The 18,450-nt window shown below is 45.4% G+C and carries 18 protein-coding genes and 1 other RNA gene; 13 read left to right on the forward strand and 6 right to left on the reverse strand.

What is annotated here, in order from left to right; translation table 11 throughout:
- Positions 1-158: 158 nt before the first annotated feature.
- Positions 159-347 carry a hypothetical protein gene (locus ACL9RM_RS06120; protein ID WP_080683009.1) on the reverse strand — a complete coding sequence of 63 codons (189 nt, stop codon included), beginning with the start codon at positions 345-347 and terminating at the stop codon, positions 159-161.
- 172 nt (positions 348-519) lie between these two features.
- The gene (locus ACL9RM_RS06125) at positions 520-1,341 is read right to left on the reverse strand and encodes a YitT family protein (RefSeq protein ID WP_025722295.1); all 822 of its coding nucleotides are present in this window, start codon (positions 1,339-1,341) and stop codon (positions 520-522) included.
- A gap of 325 nt (positions 1,342-1,666) precedes the next feature.
- On the opposite strand from ACL9RM_RS06125, the gene ACL9RM_RS06130 reads away from it, so the two are divergent.
- The 4 genes from ACL9RM_RS06130 to ACL9RM_RS06145 all read left to right on the forward strand — a co-directional run bounded on the left by ACL9RM_RS06130 (position 1,667) and on the right by ACL9RM_RS06145 (position 5,096).
- Complete coding sequence (locus ACL9RM_RS06130) at positions 1,667-3,256, forward strand: DEAD/DEAH box helicase (protein WP_029516709.1); 1,590 nt, start codon at positions 1,667-1,669, stop codon at positions 3,254-3,256.
- A 221-nt stretch (positions 3,257-3,477) separates the two neighbouring features.
- A complete protein-coding gene (locus tag ACL9RM_RS06135; protein WP_061828600.1) occupies positions 3,478-4,239 on the forward strand; it encodes a YesL family protein in 762 nt (253 codons plus the stop codon).
- A gap of 58 nt (positions 4,240-4,297) precedes the next feature.
- A non-coding RNA gene (ssrS, locus tag ACL9RM_RS06140) (6S RNA) lies at positions 4,298-4,492 on the forward strand.
- Between the two features lie 211 nt (positions 4,493-4,703).
- A complete protein-coding gene (locus ACL9RM_RS06145; RefSeq protein WP_250268013.1) occupies positions 4,704-5,096 on the forward strand; it encodes a DUF1499 domain-containing protein in 393 nt (130 codons plus the stop codon).
- 91 nt (positions 5,097-5,187) lie between these two features.
- On the opposite strand, the gene tpx is transcribed toward ACL9RM_RS06145, so the two are convergent.
- On the reverse strand, positions 5,188-5,706 hold the full coding sequence (tpx, locus tag ACL9RM_RS06150; protein WP_250268014.1) for a thiol peroxidase: 519 nt from the start codon (positions 5,704-5,706) through the stop codon (positions 5,188-5,190).
- Between the two features lie 119 nt (positions 5,707-5,825).
- Here tpx and ACL9RM_RS06155 point away from each other — a divergent pair, with 119 nt between their 5' ends.
- The gene (locus ACL9RM_RS06155) at positions 5,826-6,449 is read left to right on the forward strand and encodes a rhomboid family intramembrane serine protease (RefSeq protein ID WP_061828599.1); all 624 of its coding nucleotides are present in this window, start codon (positions 5,826-5,828) and stop codon (positions 6,447-6,449) included.
- Positions 6,450-6,546: 97 nt separating this feature from the next.
- A complete protein-coding gene (locus tag ACL9RM_RS06160) occupies positions 6,547-7,485 on the forward strand; it encodes a LysR family transcriptional regulator (protein WP_039270004.1) in 939 nt (312 codons plus the stop codon).
- 90 nt (positions 7,486-7,575) lie between these two features.
- Here the strand turns inward: ACL9RM_RS06160 and ACL9RM_RS06165 are convergent, their stop codons facing one another.
- On the reverse strand, positions 7,576-8,247 hold the full coding sequence (locus ACL9RM_RS06165) for a zinc metallopeptidase (protein ID WP_023988023.1): 672 nt from the start codon (positions 8,245-8,247) through the stop codon (positions 7,576-7,578).
- A gap of 39 nt (positions 8,248-8,286) precedes the next feature.
- Positions 8,287-8,718 carry a MerR family transcriptional regulator gene (locus tag ACL9RM_RS06170; RefSeq protein WP_023988024.1) on the reverse strand — a complete coding sequence of 144 codons (432 nt, stop codon included), beginning with the start codon at positions 8,716-8,718 and terminating at the stop codon, positions 8,287-8,289.
- A 295-nt stretch (positions 8,719-9,013) separates the two neighbouring features.
- On the opposite strand from ACL9RM_RS06170, the gene ACL9RM_RS06175 reads away from it, so the two are divergent.
- The 4 genes from ACL9RM_RS06175 (at position 9,014) to ACL9RM_RS06190 (ending at position 13,099) form a co-directional block, all read left to right on the forward strand.
- Positions 9,014-10,417, forward strand: a complete 1,404-nt coding sequence (locus ACL9RM_RS06175; protein WP_039270006.1) for an ammonium transporter — start codon at positions 9,014-9,016, stop codon at positions 10,415-10,417.
- A gap of 48 nt (positions 10,418-10,465) precedes the next feature.
- Entirely contained in the window at positions 10,466-11,548 is a 1,083-nt protein-coding gene (locus ACL9RM_RS06180; protein WP_250268015.1) for a DUF294 nucleotidyltransferase-like domain-containing protein, read from the forward strand.
- Complete coding sequence (locus ACL9RM_RS06185; protein ID WP_061828597.1) at positions 11,545-12,282, forward strand: exonuclease domain-containing protein; 738 nt, start codon at positions 11,545-11,547, stop codon at positions 12,280-12,282. Before ACL9RM_RS06180 ends, ACL9RM_RS06185 begins: the two co-directional genes overlap by 4 nt.
- A 172-nt stretch (positions 12,283-12,454) precedes the next feature.
- Entirely contained in the window at positions 12,455-13,099 is a 645-nt protein-coding gene (locus ACL9RM_RS06190; protein WP_250268016.1) for a TlpA family protein disulfide reductase, read from the forward strand.
- Positions 13,100-13,142: 43 nt separating this feature from the next.
- Here the strand turns inward: ACL9RM_RS06190 and cimA are convergent, their stop codons facing one another.
- Positions 13,143-14,759 (reverse strand): citramalate synthase, encoded by a 1,617-nt coding sequence (cimA, locus tag ACL9RM_RS06195; protein ID WP_250261794.1) that lies wholly within the window; start codon positions 14,757-14,759, stop codon positions 13,143-13,145.
- A 293-nt stretch (positions 14,760-15,052) separates the two neighbouring features.
- Here cimA and ACL9RM_RS06200 point away from each other — a divergent pair, with 293 nt between their 5' ends.
- The 3 genes from ACL9RM_RS06200 to ACL9RM_RS06210 all read left to right on the forward strand — a co-directional run bounded on the left by ACL9RM_RS06200 (position 15,053) and on the right by ACL9RM_RS06210 (position 18,429).
- Positions 15,053-16,333, forward strand: a complete 1,281-nt coding sequence (locus ACL9RM_RS06200; protein WP_023988030.1) for a DNA polymerase IV — start codon at positions 15,053-15,055, stop codon at positions 16,331-16,333.
- Between the two features lie 162 nt (positions 16,334-16,495).
- On the forward strand, positions 16,496-16,738 hold the full coding sequence (locus tag ACL9RM_RS06205; RefSeq protein ID WP_013309730.1) for a ferredoxin: 243 nt from the start codon (positions 16,496-16,498) through the stop codon (positions 16,736-16,738).
- Positions 16,739-17,004: 266 nt separating this feature from the next.
- Complete coding sequence (locus ACL9RM_RS06210; RefSeq protein ID WP_250268017.1) at positions 17,005-18,429, forward strand: L,D-transpeptidase; 1,425 nt, start codon at positions 17,005-17,007, stop codon at positions 18,427-18,429.
- Positions 18,430-18,450 lie beyond the last annotated feature (21 nt).

The raw sequence follows: 18,450 nt of genomic DNA on the forward strand, positions 1-18,450 counted from the left end.
GAAAAACAACACGCTTGTAACCAATACTGGAATCATCAGGCACAGTCTTACATGATTAACCCAACCTGTGTTCATTGAATCCATAAAAATGCATAAATAATGCCGCTCTCTTCGCGGTTGTAGATGTAACCGGAAGAAGCGGCACTTGGTAAAGAAATTTATTGAAGATAATTATTGTCTTGATGCTCGCAAATACTGTACTGAATAATTTCTAGCGCATCCGTTGGCTTGAGTATGGCCATCCCGTCCCGAAGCACAATCATCGAGTTCAGCTCATCCTTTTTGAGAGAAGGGAGCATTTCCGGGTACCATCTTAAGACAATGTCGGACAGTTTTACCGTTTCCATTTCCACAAAAATCACCCTTTCCTGCTCGGAATCATTCCAAAAGAATCATTCAATACGATTCGGAAAAGCAAAGTGCCTGTGAAATAGCAGGTAAAGCTGGTCTTTATATACTATGGGAACAGCGCACATATAGTGTACCACAGAAACTATATTTTGACACTTGGGTTTGTGCTTATCTTCGGCGAAATGAACCCATCACCCCAACCGTTTCCACAATATTGACAAAAGCTGAAGGGTCCACTTCTTTAATGATCCGTTTTAATTCAACTAGCTCGTAGCGTGTCGTGACAGTCATCAGCATGTCCTTTTCGGTATGTGAAAATGCGCCTTCAATTTTTATTTTGCTAACACCGCGTGGTGTGGTTAACATCCGCTCCAGTAGCTTGTCGGTGTGTTCTGTAATAATGTAGACGGTAATCTTCGTGTGACTGACATAGATTTGATCCAATACCTTGCCAGTCACAAAAATAGATAGCATGGACGCAAGTGCAATATTCCAATCATCGTTCAAATATCCTGCTGCAAGAATGACCAGTCCATTCATGCCAACAAGTACAGTTCCTACGGGGAAGTCACGATAACGAGTGACGATGGAACCGATAATGTCAAAACCGCCCGTAGAACCCCCTACCCGAAAGGAAATTCCTGCTCCAACGCCGATCATCACCCCACCAAAAACGGAGGCTAGTAGGGGGTCCGACACGACAGATTGCACCGGCACCCAGGCCAAAATCCACGTTGTAACGACAACGGATAAAATGCTCAGGCTAATAAAACGCTTGCCTAAAATAAACCAGCCTGCAATAAGCATCGGAATATTGATAATAAAATACATCGCGCTGATATCAAATTTTGTGAAGTAGCCAATTAACATGGAAAGACCAGCTACTCCCCCGCTCAGCAAGTGGTGTGGCACGAGAAACAGATTAAAACCGCATGCAATGGCAGCGGCTCCAAGAATGACAGTTAAGCAGTTTAACACTATTTTTAACAACTTATTTTCACCTCATTTAAATTATACGGGAAGCAACTTGCTGGTATTCATGAATTGTTCTGTGCTATAATGCGATGTGGATATTCTTGAGTAGGGACCTATGTCCAGAGAAACACTTAAAATTTAAACTGTTTTAAAAAGGATAAATTCGTTTAAGATGTATCGGATAGGTTCCCCAAATTTATTACAGAAAGATACAGTTATAGGTCTAAATAAACTGTCACTGTATTGGGGAAAACTTATACAATAATATCGCTACTTAAGAATACAGACAACATTGTGGATTGTCCACCACATCCACCATTATGAAGGAGTTTGAATAAATTTGACGACATTTGCAGAATTTGATCTTGAACCGAAAGTAATTCAGGCGATTACAGAACTGGGCTTTGAAGAAGCAACACCAATTCAATCCCAATCCATCCCGATTGCACTGCAAGGCAGAGACATGATTGGCCAAGCCCAAACAGGTACTGGTAAAACCGCTGCGTTTGGTATTCCGCTGATTAACAAAATTTCTAGAAGCGACGAAAAAATCAGAGCCCTGATCATGGCACCAACACGTGAGCTTGCTATCCAGGTAGCTGAAGAAATCGAAAAACTCTCTCGTTTCAAAGGTCTTCGTACTTTGCCAATCTATGGTGGACAAGATATCGTACGCCAGATTCGTGCTTTGAAAAAGAAACCTCAAATTATTATTGGTACGCCAGGACGCTTGCTTGACCATATTAATCGCAAAACCATCAAGCTGGAAGATGTAAACACAGTTGTTTTGGATGAAGCAGATGAAATGTTGGATATGGGCTTCATGGAAGATATTCAATCCATTCTGAAGCAAGTTCCAGACGAGCGTCAAACGATGCTTTTCTCGGCTACAATGCCTCCTAATATTAAAAGATTGGCTGAGCAATTCCTCAAAAATCCTGAGCATGTTTCAGTTATTCCTAAACAAGTTAGTGCTCCACTGATTGATCAGGCCTATATCGAAGTTCCTGAGCGTCAAAAATTCGAAGCATTGAGCCGTTTGATCGACATGGAATCCCCAGAACTTGCTATCGTATTTGGTCGTACCAAGCGTCGGGTAGACGAGCTGGCTGAAGCTCTGCAAAAACGCGGATATTCTGCAGACGGTTTACACGGTGATTTGTCTCAAAACCAACGTGATGCTGTAATGCGTAAATTCCGTGACGGAAGCATCGACGTGCTCGTAGCGACTGACGTAGCTGCCCGTGGTTTGGACGTTTCCGGCGTAACTCACGTTGTGAACTTTGACCTTCCGCAAGATCCAGAAAGCTATGTTCACCGTATTGGACGTACTGGACGTGCAGGTAAAGAAGGGGAAGCTTGGTCTTTCGTAACGCCTCGTGAAATTGACCATTTGCACTTTATCGAACGTGTAACTCGTCACCGCATTCCACGCAAGCCGCTTCCAACGTTGGCTGAAGCTCTGGAAGGTAAACAACGTATCATTGCTGAACGTCTCCTAGAGGCTGTAGAAAGCGGTGAGCTGAACGAGTATAAAGGTTTGGCTATTCAAATGCTGGAGCAATATGATTCTGTACAACTTCTCTCTGCAGCTCTGAAGCTGATGACTGGTGAGAAGAGAGAAGCATCGATTGAACTGACTCCAGAAGATCCAATCCGTGCAAAACGTCGTAAACCAGACGTGCGTTCTGGTGGTCGCAAGCCTTCTAACTATAGCGGTCGCAGCAACGGTGGTTACAATTCCAACCGTTCTGGCGGTAGTGGCGGTAGTGGAAGCAAAGGTGGATATGGTGGTTACAACCGTGGCAAAGAAGGCGGTGGCTACAACCGTGATTCCGGAAGCCGCTACAGTGGAGATCGCAAACCACGCCCGAGCAGCAATGGAGAAACTCGTCGTCCTGCAAGACGTGAAGATTCCTCTTCCGAATAAGAAATGAAATAATGAAAAGTCGAAGCAGTGAAGCTTCGGCTTTTTTGTTATGATTAATCAGTATGTATGAACCTTTTAGAGGTCTGCTTTAATGGGTCACGTATTGATTTCACTGGCGTATTAGGGCTGAAATACGGTATGATATAGTCAAGAGCCGGAATTTATAGGCATAGCAACATGAGTCTTGGAACTGCCAAGGCTTGCGGAGGGAGAGACTGACATTGGAGTTTAAAGGAGCTATGGGTGGTATTTACCGCCTGACCGAGTGGATTACCCGACTGGCGGCTACAAATTTGTTATGGGTGTTATGTTCGTCGCCTTTTGTGTTCTGCCTCATACTGAAACTACTTGTAATGAATCAGAATTTGGCTAATGAGTCTTTACAAATGAATTGGGCGATGGCTATTTTGGCACCGCTTACTTTATTTCCAGCCACATCGGCTATGTTCACAGTGGTTCGCAAATGGGTAATGGGCGATACCGATACGGGCGTGTTTCGTACCTTTTTTAAAGGGTATAAAGAGAATTATAAGCAAAGTTTGATCGGGGGTATCTTTTACACGTTGCTGTTTGTCATCATGTATGTGGATTATACCGTATATATGACACAACTCAGCAACTTGCAAATCGTCGGCGTAATTATGCTTATTCTTATCATTATTTTGCTTGTGTCTATGTTTAACTTCTTTTCGATGGTGGCTCATTATCATATGTCTACCGGACAAATTATTAAAAATGCGGTGTTACTGACGCTGATTCGACCATTTCGTGTATTTTCTACCCTGCTCGGCAGCGCTGTTGTTATATTTATCGGAGTCAAATATCCTGTGCTTTTCCTATTCTTCATTGGCAGCGTGGTTGCCTGGTTCGCTTTCTTTAATTTTTACGGAACGTTCCTCAAAATGCAGGATCAAATGGAAAAGATGAAGCAGAAAGATGAAGATACGGCAAGCATTGAAGACAAAAAAAGTGATAACCCCTAAAAATAAAACATATTTCTCCTAGCATTTACTTTCTGAGTGAGAAGCGCTATAATAAGGTCACATCCTGCGATGCACGTTACGGTCATTTGTTGTTTTGAACCAATGACAATGTCTAGGGAGATCTATACGGATGAATAGCTGAAAAGCCCTGTCAATTCCTGACAAGGGGACTTCAAAAGTTTATTCTGCGGTCACCCACCTGCTAAAGCAGGTTCAGAAGACGCTATGGTCGGACGGCATCGGCGGGTACTCCAAAGATAATGAATACACTCTGTTCATGCTTCGTGCAGAAACAGGGTGTTTTTTGTATGCAACAATGTTAAACTAAGACATGAGGTACTAAGGTCGCATACCACAGGTATGGTCGGTTAACTTTTTGTTGTTTAACGTTTTTATAAAGCGCTTGCAGCAAAAAAACCGATGTGCTGCATTTCGGCAACGATTATCGTGAAGGAGGAAATGTCTTGTCGTTGAAGAGGACTCTGGTAGGGATTGTGCGCAGCCAAGAAGGTACAAGCGACCGGGTCAAGGACCCCCAAATGAAGACACGCTATTATAACTTATCGAGAGACAGGGCTTGGGAAGAAGTATCATCTATTTTGAAAAAAATTCCTGGCTACAAGGTACTCCATGAGGTAGCATCCGTAGGTGAGATTACGTTAGAGAAGCGAACGGCGTTCGGTAGAACTGTCGACATTACCGTTTCCATATTGTCCGTCTCGCCAGTTCGGAGTGCGGTGGATATTTATTCTGCTTCACGCGGATCGCTAGGGGACTTGGGCGCGAATTACCGCATCATTTTGCAACTGTTCGCTGTGATTGACAAGAAGCTGTCCGCTCATAAGGTCGTGCAGTAATTGTAGATGTGTGAGCAGTGATATGGCAGACAAACGTCAAAAAAAGCGAGGAAGGCAACCCTTCACTCGCTTTTTTAATATTCAGTCTGATTTAGACGAGTTTTTTCACTGCTGCAATCGCTTGGTCATAGTCAGGATGTTCGGACATTTCGCTCAAGTATTCTACGTAAGAGATTTTGTTATTTTGATCAATTACAAAAATAGCTCTATGATCCAAATGGAATTCCTTGATGAACACACCATAAGCTTCGCCGAAGGAATGATCCTTATAGTCGGACAGTGTCAATACGCGGTCGATACCGGCAGCACCGCACCAACGAGCTTGAGCGAAAGGCAGATCGACGCTGACAGTTAGCACCACGACTTGATCCCCAAGGGAATCAGCTTCTTGGTTAAAACGTCGAGTCTGTGCGTCACACACGCCTGTATCCAAAGAAGGAACAACACTGATCAATTTGACTTTGCCCGCAAAGTCTTGGAGCGTAGCTGCTTCTAGCAGGTTTTTCTGTAATTTGAAATCAGGTGCCTGATCTCCAACCTTTAGTTCAGGACCTAAGAGTGTCAAAGGATTGCCTTTAAAAGTAGCAGCTCCTGTACGTTCTTGTGCCATATGTAATAGCCTCCTTGGTTTTTAGCATTGGTTATCGTTGCCGAAATCTATTATAATCTTTTATAAAAGACATTGTCCAATTTGAATAAGGTGGAGACACCCATGAAGGAAGGATTGCCTTGATTTTTTTACGTTATGAGAACTGGAAAAGTTATTTACGGTTTTACCCAGTGACCTGTCTGATTTTGCTCATTAATATTGTGATGTTTATTGTACTCACCGTACAGGGTGGATCGGAAAATAGTTTGACGCTGATCCGATATGGAGCTTTGATTAATGAAGCGCCATTCACTGATCAGCTGTGGCGATATGTATCAGCCATGTTTTTACATGCAGGGTTTGATCATCTTTTGTTCAATTCCTTCGCCATACTCGTATTCGCTCCTCCGCTGGAGCGTTTGCTGGGGTCCTTCCGCTATGTGTTATTGTATCTGGTCACGGGCATTGTAGGGAACATACTGTCCATCGCGCATTACAACATGATGGCGGAAACGACAGTCTCTGTAGGAGCCTCAGGAGCGATTTATGGCATCTATGGAGCTTTCCTATACGTTGCCCTGTTCCAGCGGTCACTGATGGATGACGCCTCGCGCAAAACGCTGTACACGCTGCTTGGGTTTGGTATCCTGTTTTCTTTCGCTGTAGCGAACATTAACTGGACGGCTCACTTCGGGGGATTACTCAGTGGGTTTTTCCTTTATGGATTAATGATCAGATTGACTGGCCAACGCAAACGTCACTAAAGACAGTTTTACGTAAGTTAGCAGGGTAAGAAAGAGGATGATGTTCGATTGACGTCTTCTTCCGGATGTTGAAAAACAGATTGGAGCGAATATCGGAGTGGAATTACGACAGTTGCAATACTTCATGAAGGTAGCGCAAAAAGAACATGTCACTCAGGCAGCCGAGGAGCTACATGTGGCGCAATCTGCGGTAAGCCGGCAAATTCATCAGCTTGAAGAGGAGCTGGGAGTTAATCTTTTTATGCAAAAGGGTCGCAATTTGCAGCTAACGCCAGTGGGACAGCTATTTTGCAAACGGGTTGAGACGATTATAAAAGATCTAGAGCGAGCTGTTTTGGAGGTTCATGAGTTTTTGGACCCTGAGGGGGGCGAAATCCGCATCGGTTTTCCGCACAGTTTGGGGATTCATCTTATTCCTACGGTGGTGGCTGAATTCCGAAAGCGGTATCCCAATGTTAAATTCAGATTTAAACAGGGGATGTACCCGAGTTTAATTCGTGATGTGTTAGCGGGTGAGGTGGATTTGGCTTTTGTGTCTCCTTTTCCGGATCGTCATGATCATGTAGAGGGGGATGTGGTGCTGACCGAGGAGTTGTTTGCTGTTCTCCCGCCCAATCATCCTTTAGCCACGGCCAAACACATCACGCTGAGTCAGCTTAAAGGAGAAAAATTCATCCTGTTCAGAGATGGATATTCGTTACGCCCGATTGTCTGGCAGGCTTGTCTGGAGGCAGGATTTACGCCAGATATTGCTTTTGAAGGTGAAGAGACAGATACGATTCGCGGATTAGTTGCGGCTGGTATGGGAGTCAGTCTTTTGCCTGAAATGGCGTTGTTTCAGACTAACCCGCTTCAACCTGCAAGAGTGTCAATTGTTGATCCAGAGGTCACGCGAACTATAGGCTTGATTCATCGCAAAGATGACAAGCTACCATTAGTTGCAAAGTCATTCCGGACTTTTTTGTTGCAATATTTTGGTCTTAAAGGTAGTGTTGCTACTCCGAATGGAAGTGCAAAAGCGGATTTAGGGCAGTGAGTATAGCTGGTTGGTTTTAGATAAAGAAAAAAAGGTTGTTCCTCTACCGTTAACTTGGTGGAGGAACAACCTTTTTTGCAACACAAGCAATTAATCCCGGCTGTTAAAGATACCGATTAAGCGAATTAGTTCCAGCAAGGAAACGAGAGCTGCAGCCACATAAGTTAATGCAGCAGCATTTAATACTTTGGCGATACCCCGTTCTTCATCACTACGGATAAACCCTTCGGAAACCATAATTTCCCGGGCGCGGTTGGAAGCATTAAATTCAACCGGTAATGTAATTAATTGAAAGGCAACAGTAGCCGAGAAAAAGATAATACCCAAGCCAATCAGGTTTGTGTAGCTGAATAAGAAACCGGCAATCAGCAGAAACGGTGCAATCCCGGAAGCGAAGTTTACGATCGGAAAGATCCGATGACGGAGTGCTAGCATGGGATAATGCTCTTTATGCTGAATGGCATGACCGACCTCGTGACAAGCTACGGCAACTGCGGAAATGGATTTTTCATAATAAACGGGCTCGGACAGTCGTACGACTCTTTGCATCGGATCATAATGGTCAGATAACGCACCAGGTACTGGTTCAATAGGTACATCATGCAAACCATTGCGATCCAGCATATGCCGAGCTGCATCATAACCGGTCAACCCATTTTCATTTGGGACATCAGACCATTTATTAAAAGTACCTTTTACACGGAATTGCGCCCATAAGGATAATCCGAACGCAAGAATAATCAATATATACATACCCATCATAAAGCAACCCTCCATTATTGTTCATCATAGCCCGGGCATCTACATCATAGAACTATGCTCCAGCAGATACTTCAGAGCTTCGATACAAGCGGCGCTTTGTGGTAGTAGACCAGTAAGCAACTTGCGCGCTTGAACGGGCTTGAGCTGCCCCAAAAGAGGCTGTAGTTCATTGACTTCACGTTCTAGACGCTGCATGTGCATCTCTAGACTCGTTAGTTTGTCAGTGACGTGCTCTTCCCCCGCGACCGAGTTCCATTTAATCAGTGTCTGTCTGATTTCCTCAAGGCTATACTTCTCTTGTTTCATTTGGTTAATACGTTCAAGCCTGTTTAAGGTTTCATCATTATAAAGCCGATAATTTTTCAATGATCGTTCTTCAGGTGTGATCAAACCAAGCTTTGTGTAATAATCAATAGTTCGTTCGCTGACACCAGCCGCCTTGGCTAGCTCACCAATTCGATACAGCTTCATATCCCCATCTGTCTTCACCTCGCGCTCTTCGTTCAACCTTCAATATTAGCATTTGCAAACGGAGTGTATATAAAGAATATTTTACATGATTCCCAACCATACAGTCAAACGTCATGCTTTTTTTTGGACAGAAACAAGCTACTTTTATAGTTAGTAAATATGACATGGAGTGTTTGGGACCATATTTTTTTAACATAATAAAAAAAATCTTGTCAACTTTCATGTATTCTGATTATAATGACAATAAGAATTTCATGAAATGTAAAGAAACTTAACATTCGAGGGAGTGGGCTTCATGAGAAAAAAGTGGTTAGTTGTATTATTGGCCATGCTGACAGTATTAGCTTTTCCGGTAGGTGCGTTTGCTGCTGACGGTCCGACAAATATTCAACTTCAAGCCGGGCTAAACACGGCCTTTACGTTCTTGGCATTTATACTTGTATTTTTTATGCAAGCGGGATTTGCATTGCTGGAGGCAGGCTCGACACGAATGAAGAATGCAGGCCATGTCGCTGGTAAAACGATTCTCACCACGGGTGTTGCGGCTTTGTCCTTCTGGGCACTTGGATTTGGATTCGGATTTGGTAATGATGGCGGCAACGGATTTATGGGACTGACGGGTTTCTTCATGAGTGGTACGAATGCTGCTGCATCGTTTGATGCTCTTTCAGGTCTGGATGTTCCGATTACAATTATGTTTTTGTTCCACTTTGCTTTCGCTGCGGTATCACTTTCTATCGCATGTGGGGGAATGGCAGAGCGTGCAAAATTAAGTGTATACATTATCTTCGGTATTTTGTTCTCTATCGTGATCTATCCGGTTGTAGCTCACTGGGTGTGGGGCGGCGGATGGCTTGGTAAGTTAGGCATGCAGGATTATGCCGGTTCGACGGTAGTCCATTTGACAGGCGCTACGGCGGCACTCGTCGCTACACTGCTGCTCAAACCGCGTCTGGGCAAGTTCAATAAAGATGGCAAGCCGAACATTATCCCTGGTCATAATCAGGTGTACTCTATCTTGGGTGTTATTATTCTCTGGTTTGGTTGGTTTGGGTTTAACCCAGGTAGTGCTGTATCGGCTATGAACGACGGATTCTTTGGATATGTGGCCTTGACTACCAATATTGCTGCTGCGGCAGGTGGGGTTTTCGCTTTGCTCGTATCCTGGATGGTATATGGAAAAGCAGATATCCCTGCTATGCTAAACGGTGTGCTGGCGGCTTTGGTTGCTATTACTGGTTCTTGTGCCTTTGTAGCCCCTTGGGCGGCACTGGTCATTGGTGCAGTTGCAGGGATCGTCACTTTCTTCACAGCGCAATGGTTCGAGCGTGCAAGAGTAGATGACCCGGTATATGCTTTCTCTGTGCATGGTGTTGCAGGGATGTGGGGCGCAGTGTCCACAGGGTTCTTTGCTACTCCTGAGCTTGTAAAAATAACAGGTGTAGGTCAAGCGGGTCTGTTTTATGGTGGTGGATTTACACAATTAGGAGTACAGCTGCTTGGACTGATTGGCACTTTGGCTTTCGTGTTCGTCATTTCCTTCATTATTCTGGGTGCGATGAAAGCGATTATGGGTATCCGCGTTACGGAAGAGGAAGAAACGATGGGACTGGATATCAGTGAACATGGTACGTACGGCTATCCTGAGCAAATGAAGTTGGTTGCCGAGGCTGAAAAGCGTTCTGGAATTGTGAACTAATATGTAAAATATAAAGAACCAGTATGGATGAGCGGAGGAGATGGAAGTATGGAACTGCAAAATATGGCCTCTTGGGTGAGTTCCGCTGAAGCGATGGATCAGGCAGATACGCCTGAATCGCTAAGGCAGGCCAGGGTCGACTCTCAAAAATGGCTGCTGGCTTCCCAAGCCTCCGCTCCGTTATCAGACTGGTTACGAACGGCGAATGAAATGCATGACCGCATCGCGGCCAGAGCTGTACAAATGTGTGAAAAAGGGATGGTTGAGGATGGCTTCGGCCCTCCTCCCGTCCCTTATGCATTTATAGCCTTTGGAAGCATGGGGCGCTCGGAATCGACGCTGTGGAGTGACCAGGATAACGGTATGATTATCAGTAACACAATATCTGTTAATAAAGAATTGTATTTTAGTGAGTTTGGTCGCAGAGTGTCTGCGATGTTAGAGTATTTGGGATATCCCAAATGTGAGGGGAAAGTAATGTGCTCGGAGCCGTTGTGGCGCCAAACATTGTCTGGATGGCAAGAACAGCTAACGAAATGGTCGGACGATTTTGCTTGGGAGCCGATCCGTTATCTGATTATCTCGTCTGATATGAGGCATATCGCTGGAGATGAGCAATTATCTGCAAACTGGAAACGAAGTTTTTATGAGTTGTTCCGAAAACATCCTGATTTACCCTCGGCGGTGCTTAGGAACACGGTGAGGCATAAAGCGACACTTAATATTTTAGGTCAGATTGTTACCGAGCGCTTCGGTGAGCATGCGGGCGATTTTGATGTGAAATACGGGTTGTACATTCCGCTGGTGAACGCAGTCCGTTTTTTGGCGTTGCAACATGGTGTAGAGGAAACCTCCACCCTCAAAAGGCTCAGTCGTCTCGCATCATTGGAAGCGGCGCCGTTGCCTTTACTCGATGCTTGCGAGCGAGCCTTTCGGATCGCGCTTCAGCTTCGAATGGCTACTCCGGTGAAGAAGAATGATGGATTGCTGGTCAGCAATGGCTACCTGGCTGTAAAGCCGCTCAAACAAAGTAAAGGCTGGCATGAGTTGCGCGAGGCGCTTTCGACAGTACGACGGCTGCATCGTGCGTTGCAAAGGCAGTTGCGATTTATGGAAGGGAGAAGGTCATGAAGGAACCAGCGCAGGGAAGTGGCTTCTGGAGCGCTCTCCGCAGAGGAGGAGTGCCGTCTGCGATCGCATCTGTAATGGGGGCTCCTACGGCTCAGCAGATGGCGTTTATTCGCTCCTTAACCCGGGAGCAACGGCGCTCTGAAGTATTGCGGACCCCGCTGGATCGTTTGGAGACGGTAGTTTTTGATCTGGAGACAACTGGATTTTCAGCACAGCATGGAGATGAGATTTTATCGTTCGGGGCGATTCGGGTTGTCGGGGACATGATTATGGAAAAAGAGCAGTTTTATACGCTTGTTAATCCACGGACTGTGATTCCTGAGCATATTACCGAGCTAACTGGGATTACCCGGGAAATGACGGATGAAGCTCCACCGCTTATGAACGGACTGCACGACTTTATGTCCTTTGTAGGTGGGCGAGTACTTGTGGCACATGCTAGCGCTCATGACAAGGCCTTTTTGAATGCTGCGTTATGGAAAACATCTAAAGTTCAATTGACTCACCGTGTTCTGGATACGATGATGCTTGCCAAATGGCTTGAGCCACAGCAACATCAAACCTACAGTTTGGATGAATTGTTGACCTATCAATCCATTCCGATTGAAGGACGGCACCATGCGTTAGAGGATGCGAAAATGACGGCTAAGCTGTGGGTTGCGTATGTTCAGGAAATGTTGAAGCGTAATGTGACCAATTTGGCAGATGTCTACGCGCATTTAAGTCATGCATGATTCAGTACAAGGCATAGCATTCATATACACATAAAAACAGCAAGTTCGCGATTTCGTGGGTTTGCTGTTTTTTCTGCGTCCTGTTTAGATTTAGAAGGTTAGAGGTGGGAACAGTATGGGCATCCTATGGAGAAGGTAAGGGTCATTTAGACGAAAGACAGGTGATAAGACTGTGAAAAGATTTCTTTTCATCAGAGCGATGGTTATGCTGGTTGTGGTTGGGGCTTCGTGGGGAGTTATTGAAAACACAACTTATGCAGCAAACCTGTCCATGGAAAATGCACCATTAAAAGAGGAATACGGTAGAGAAAGACTTAAAGCTGAGAAAGAGGTAGAGGATGAAACAGATGCGGTAGAGGTAATGAAAAAGATAAAGCCTGGTCAACGGCTTCCTTCTATGATTTTAAAGGGATTAAACGGCAAGACCTACGATGTAGGGACCACGCGCAATAAAGCTTTGGTTATTAGCTTTTGGGCTTCGTGGTGCGATCCGTGCCGATTAGAAGCTCCTATGCTGAATGAGTTGTATAGTAAGTACAAAGATGATGTGGATGTGTATGGTATCAATGTAACTCGCTATGATCGATTGGAGGATGTACAGAAGTTTTCCCGCTCTTTGGATCTCAAATTTCCCATTTTACTTGATGAGCAAGGAGCATTGTTTGAACGATTTGGAGGGATAGCTTTTCCAACCCATGTAATGGTTGATCATCATGGACAGGTCCGCGAAATCATAATCGGCATGCTCAGTGAGCAGGAGTTGGAACGCAAAATAGAAACTCTTGAAAAAAAGAAGGTGTCTTTGCGAGCCGAGTAGACTAGACCCCAAAGACACCTTATAAGCTCATGCGAGCACCTGATTAGTGATTAACTAATCCATGATGAGTAAGCTCTGCCTGATCGTTTTTTGGAGTCGGTGCTTCCAATAATGCGTAACGGAAGCTGTCCAAGAGAGCTTCCCAGCTGGCTTCGATTACATTTTCAGATACACCTACGTTACTCCAGACGTCCTCGTAATTTTTAGACTCAATGAGCACACGTACCTTGGCGGCAGTGGCATCCTTTTCGTCAAGCACACGTACCTTGTAGTCAGCCAAATGCATGTCCCGCAAGGCAGGGAAATATTGAGAAAGAGCCTTGCGGAGTGCGTTATCGAGCGCGTTGACAGGACCGTTGCCTTCAGCTGCGGTATAGACACTCGTCCCTGCGACATTCAGTTTCAAAAATGCCTCGGATACGACCGGGCGGCCGGCAGTTTTCTCTACCAGCACTTTGAAGGATTCAAAAGAGAACATTTCCTTCACTTCACCACCTGCTTCACGAATGAGCAGTTCCAACGAAGCATCCGCGCCTTCAAACTGGTACCCCTGATGCTCCAGTTCCTTGATGCGGCTAATTACGCCACGTGCCTCATCACTAGATGGGTCAAGGGTGATGCCCAGCTCTTGCGCTTTGGATACCACGTTGCTTTGCCCGGCCAGTTCGGAGACCAAGACCCGTTGCTTGTTCCCCACGAGTTCAGGAGCGATGTGCTCATAAGTTCGCGAGTCGCGCAGAATGGCTGACACGTGGATGCCCCCCTTATGGGCAAAAGCTGCATTGCCTACATAAGGCTGGTTCACAGGCATATTGACGTTGGCGACTTCGCTCACAAAGCGGGCTGTATTGTGGAGTTGATTTAACTTCTCAGTATCTAGACAGTCGTAGCCCAGCTTGAGCTGCAAATTAGGAATGACGGAGCACAGGTTAGCGTTACCACACCGTTCACCGTAGCCGTTGATGGTACCCTGAACCTGCCTTGCGCCTGCTTGTACAGCACTTAGAGAGTTCGCTACTGCCAATTCGCAGTCATTGTGTGTATGAATACCCAACTGCGACCTCGTTATCTGGCTTTGCAGCATAGTGACAATTTCCTGAATCTCATGCGGTAGGGTACCGCCGTTTGTATCGCACATCACGAGCCAATCCGCGCCTGCTTCTTCTGCTTTTTTCATAACGGCGATTGCATACTCGGGATTGTTTTTATATCCGTCAAAAAAATGTTCGGCATCAAAAATAACCTCCATGCCCCCTTGCTTTAAAAAGGCGATGGAGTCGTAAATCATAGACAGATTTTCCTCCAGTGTCGTCTGTAGGGCGGTGTGTACGTGAAAATCCCATGATTTACCCACAAGTGTAGCAGCCTGAGCGCCGGATTCCAGAATTCGTTGTAGATTGACATCCTGTGCTGCGATGCTATCTTTGCGGCGCGTGCTGCCGAAGGCGACAATCTTTGCCTGAAGGCCTAGCTCTTGTACCCGTTTGAAAAATTCGATATCCTTGCTGTTGCTTCCGGGAATCCCGCCTTCAATATAATGAACACCGAGATCATCGAGTTTTTTGGCAATTTTCAATTTGTCATCAGCAGACAAGCTAATTCCTTCTCCTTGAGTGCCGTCTCGCAGCGTTGTGTCAAAGATAGAAATAGCGGTGGACATGAGGGACTCCTCCTTTGCGGATTGCTCAGATTGATGATACTCTGCTTTTTTAAGCACATTAATTTAGTTGTTTAAAGCTTAAAAACAGGAAAGCGTTAGTTTGTCGTGTTTGTATGTTAGTCGATTATATCAACTTATGACTTCAATTGTAATATATAATTATCATTTTTAGCCGCAAAACCTTTATTTTTTATGTAAAATAGAAATAGCATTTAAGGGTATCTCAAGTATAAGATCAAAACACATATTCCCGCGATGACGGGTGAATTTACAGTTAAAAAGAAGGGTTGAGCATGAAAGATGTCAGTGCTTATTATCCGGCTGGTGGACGAGTTATTCTGCATGTGGATATGAATGCATTTTATTGTTCCGTTCATGCAGCGGAGGAGCCGGAGAAATATAAGGGACTGCCTACCGCGGTGGCAGGCAGTAGTGAGCTGCGCAAAGGTGTGATTGTAACCTGCTCTTATGAAGCTCGACGATTGGGTATTTCAACAGGGATGGTCGTTCAGCAGGCTCGTCGGATCTGTCCGCAGCTCATCGTAATACAGCCTGATTTTCACTTGTATCGTCGTTATTCCAAGGCATTTATGAGTATTGCCTATTCGTATACGCCTATGCTGGAAGCAACTTCAATTGATGAGTGCTATCTGGATATTTCTGGATCCAAACAGTTTGGAACACCTATGGAAATTGCTGAGGAAATCCAGCGCCGAGTAGAGGACGAACTGGGTCTGCCCTGTTCAATTGGAGTTGCTCCCAACAAGTTGCTGGCCAAAATGGCCTCTGATCTGAAAAAACCACGTGGGATATCTATTCTACGTTTGCGTGATGTACCCAACATTTTGTGGAACCTTCCTTGTGGTCAATTGTTTGGTGTGGGCCGCAAAACGGCAGATAAGCTTCTACAAATGAACATTCGCACCATTGGACAACTAGCTAAGGCTGATGAGCATATGCTGGTTGGCGTATTTGGTGTGACGGGTTCGTGGTTAAAATTGGCCGCTAATGGGATTAACCATTCTCCAGTCAGCACTGAACGGGAGCCAAACAAGTCCATTGGTCACACGACTACCCTGCCTATGGATGTGGTAAAGCTGGAAGAAGCCCAACGGGTACTTCTTAACATTAGTGATCAGGTAGCCCGGCGGCTTCGACGACACGGTATGCTGGCAGGAGGTATACAATTGACGATTCGGACGCCGGATATGAAGACCTTTACGCGTTCTCAAGTCAGGAGCACTCCTACGGAAAGTGCAGAAGACATATATAAGGAAGCATGTGCGTTGTATCGTCGCCATTGGGGAGAGGATAAGCCAGTGCGCTTGCTGGGGATTACGCTACAGCAGCTCATTCCAAAGGAGGAAGCGGCCGTTCAAATGGATCTATTTGAATACCAGGATCAGCCTAAGAAGGAAAGCTTATTGAAGACGATGGATGCACTGCGCGATAAGTTTGGTGAAAATGCAATTTTGACCGCTGGGATGCTGGGAGATGATCCTTCGGTACTTCTTCGCAACTCCAAGTTGCGCGGAACTTCGCTGCAAAAAGACAATCTACCAACTCCGGAGTGAAACTTTTGGGTAGATTATTGCAAGCATCACAAGCTTACGTTATAAGTGTTTTTTGCATGAAGGATAAAGGAAAATAATTTGTAATAATATTGGGTTTGTATTAATATGTGAATAGAATGCAAAAGCTGGTTTGTTTGACTGTATAGGAGGAAGAGAAAAGTTATGGCTAAATACACTTGGGTAGAAAAAGATACATGCATTGCTTGCGGAGCGTGTGGCGCTACAGCACCAGACATTTATGATTATGATGATGAAGGTTTGGCAGAAGTGATCTTTGAAGGGGATGCAAACCAAGGCATCAAGGCGATCTCAGAAGATTTGTTTGATGATATGCAGGATGCTTGTGACGGTTGCCCTACAGATTCCATCAAAGTAGCAGACGAGCCGTTCAATAAAGAAGGTTAAGCGTAGGCTTCTTCGATAGGCACAGCACTGACAGCTCCCTTCGCCGTATAACGGTGAAGTAAGCTGTTGGTGCTTTTTTTTTAGATTATAGAATGGTTCAGCGGAGGTGAACTATTCTATAATCGCAAGAAAAACTTCTGCCAAGCGCGGTCTAGCTTCCGTGAAAGTGCGTCGATAGACGTTTTTCTTATGTGCTGTCCATCGAGTCTATTTTTGCCGATATACATAATAGGAAGTATGCAAGATTACACGATCAGGAGGATCCGATGAACCATTCGCCTCATCTTAAATCGTATGTAAAAAAACACCCTGATAATAAAATGGCCTGGTATTTACTCGGCAAAGAGTATGAGAGCAGCGGTCAAGAGGGCAAAGCAAATTATTGCTTTAATCGCGCAGGAGAAGTGTTCGAAGCCTTCGAGCATAAACAGATTCCGGCAGACGTATGGATGGAATATCAGGATAAACTGGTTCAAATGTCCAAGGAGAAGGATCGAAGGACGGCTCGAACACGCCACCTGTTAACTGCGTTAATGGTACTACTGCTCATATGGGTTCCTTCAGCCAATTCACCGAGACCTTCAAATGAAAATGCATCTGTTCCATCTGGAACTGAGCAGGCAGCAATTGATAATATTGAAGTTACGAAAGTGGCCACTGCTGATCCGAAGGAGATGGCCCAGATCGGTGTGGTTGGTGGTGTGTTTACGGCTCAAGCTCGAAAAGGGAGTGGAGCTGGAACGGGGCTTACTGATTTGTTGGCTAAGACTAGCCGACTGCCGTCCAAGACTACGGTGTTGGGTATGGAGCAAGGGGGCTCGTGGCTGCTCTGGAGAGAGGGTATGAAGCCCTTACTTAGTGTACAGAACAAAGGAAACGGTGGATTAGCTGTTCAGTCTTACGACGCCGCTGCGTGCGCTTGCAAGCCGTCAGACAGTGAAAATCTTCGCAAAGCAGGTCTAAAATGGGCTGCTGGACAGGAGGAATTAGCTGTGTTGAATAGCTCCATGCGTGCTTTTCGCTCACAGCATCAACGTCTTCCCCAGAGTCTTGATGAACTGACTCGAGACTTTCCCGCTAACACGATGTACGGTACGACAGACGGGATGAAGAAGGCTTTTACACCTATGCGTAATTTACTTGCTTCACCAGGACAGGGAACAGGGAAGGCAGTAGATTTAGACGCTGACTCGTTGGCCGAAAGCAGTCCATTACTGGCATCGTCATTGCACGGACAGCCTTTTCTGGGGCAACCGTTGCGAATTGTGGTGGACAAATCCAAGCACAGGCTCGCACTGGTGAGTGGGAATGTACTTATTCGAAATTATCCTATCGGTTTGGGCGGAGAGAGAACACCAGAAGGGAAGTTTGTGATTACCGATAAAGTAGTAAATCCGAACGGCAAATCCAACGGTGAGTTTGGCAGCCGTGGAATGCAACTGTCTACAACGAATTATGCCATTCATGGCACGAACGAGCCGGACAGCATTGGCAAAAATGAGTCGTTGGGTTGCGTCCGAATGGGTAAAGAGGATGTGGAGGAATTGTTTGCACTCGTACCTTCGGGTACGGAGGTAGTTATTGGTAACGGGGGATTGCCTGATCAAGTGCTTGTGCCTGGTTCTCGATTTACAAGTGAGCCGCAGCATGACCAGACGAATCCCCGCAAAACCTATCACTGGCTAAATTAACGTTTTGATGCTATTGCTACT

The sequence above is a fragment of the Paenibacillus sp. S29 genome, from assembly GCF_049319765.1.
Classification (GTDB): Bacteria; Bacillota; Bacilli; order Paenibacillales; family Paenibacillaceae; genus Paenibacillus; species Paenibacillus polymyxa_B.

Coding starts and splice junctions, on each gene's coding strand:
- ACL9RM_RS06210 (WP_250268017.1), top strand. CDS start 17,005: ATGAACCATTCGCCTCATCTTAAATCGTATGTAAAAAAACACCCTGAT.
- tpx (WP_250268014.1), bottom strand. CDS start 5,706: ATGGCACAAGAACGTACAGGAGCTGCTACTTTTAAAGGCAATCCTTTG.
- ACL9RM_RS06170 (WP_023988024.1), bottom strand. CDS start 8,718: ATGAAGCTGTATCGAATTGGTGAGCTAGCCAAGGCGGCTGGTGTCAGC.
- ACL9RM_RS06165 (WP_023988023.1), bottom strand. CDS start 8,247: ATGATGGGTATGTATATATTGATTATTCTTGCGTTCGGATTATCCTTA.
- ACL9RM_RS06205 (WP_013309730.1), top strand. CDS start 16,496: ATGGCTAAATACACTTGGGTAGAAAAAGATACATGCATTGCTTGCGGA.
- cimA (WP_250261794.1), bottom strand. CDS start 14,759: ATGTCCACCGCTATTTCTATCTTTGACACAACGCTGCGAGACGGCACT.
- ACL9RM_RS06175 (WP_039270006.1), top strand. CDS start 9,014: ATGAGAAAAAAGTGGTTAGTTGTATTATTGGCCATGCTGACAGTATTA.
- ACL9RM_RS06180 (WP_250268015.1), top strand. CDS start 10,466: ATGGAACTGCAAAATATGGCCTCTTGGGTGAGTTCCGCTGAAGCGATG.
- ACL9RM_RS06200 (WP_023988030.1), top strand. CDS start 15,053: ATGAAAGATGTCAGTGCTTATTATCCGGCTGGTGGACGAGTTATTCTG.
- ACL9RM_RS06185 (WP_061828597.1), top strand. CDS start 11,545: ATGAAGGAACCAGCGCAGGGAAGTGGCTTCTGGAGCGCTCTCCGCAGA.
- ACL9RM_RS06120 (WP_080683009.1), bottom strand. CDS start 347: ATGGAAACGGTAAAACTGTCCGACATTGTCTTAAGATGGTACCCGGAA.